Annotated in this window: 1 protein-coding gene; it reads right to left on the bottom strand. The window is 56.5% G+C overall.

Features of this window, described 5'->3' with window-relative positions:
- The coding region (locus ACSZPU_RS26565) for an ATP-binding protein (protein ID WP_499004596.1) at positions 1 to 237 on the bottom strand (237 nt) is incomplete at both ends.

Raw genomic sequence — 237 nt, 5'->3', positions numbered from 1 at the left:
CATGGAGCAGTCACGTTCAGCCAGATAGATGGCGTTGCCCTGACCGTCTGCCAGTACCTGGATCTCGATATGACGAGAATTTTCCAGGTATTTTTCCATGTACACCATGTCGTTGTTGAACGCCGCTTTGGCTTCCGCTTTGGTCATGGTAATGGACTGCGCCAGCTCTGCGTCACCGCGAACCACGCGCATACCGCGACCGCCGCCACCACCGGACGCCTTGATGATCACCGGGTA

It is taken from the genome of Phytobacter sp. V69 (genome assembly GCF_965644215.1).
Taxonomy (GTDB): Bacteria; Pseudomonadota; Gammaproteobacteria; order Enterobacterales; family Enterobacteriaceae; genus Phytobacter.
Note: the sequence above shows the minus strand (reverse complement) of the source record. Positions and strands in the feature narration are given on the sequence as shown.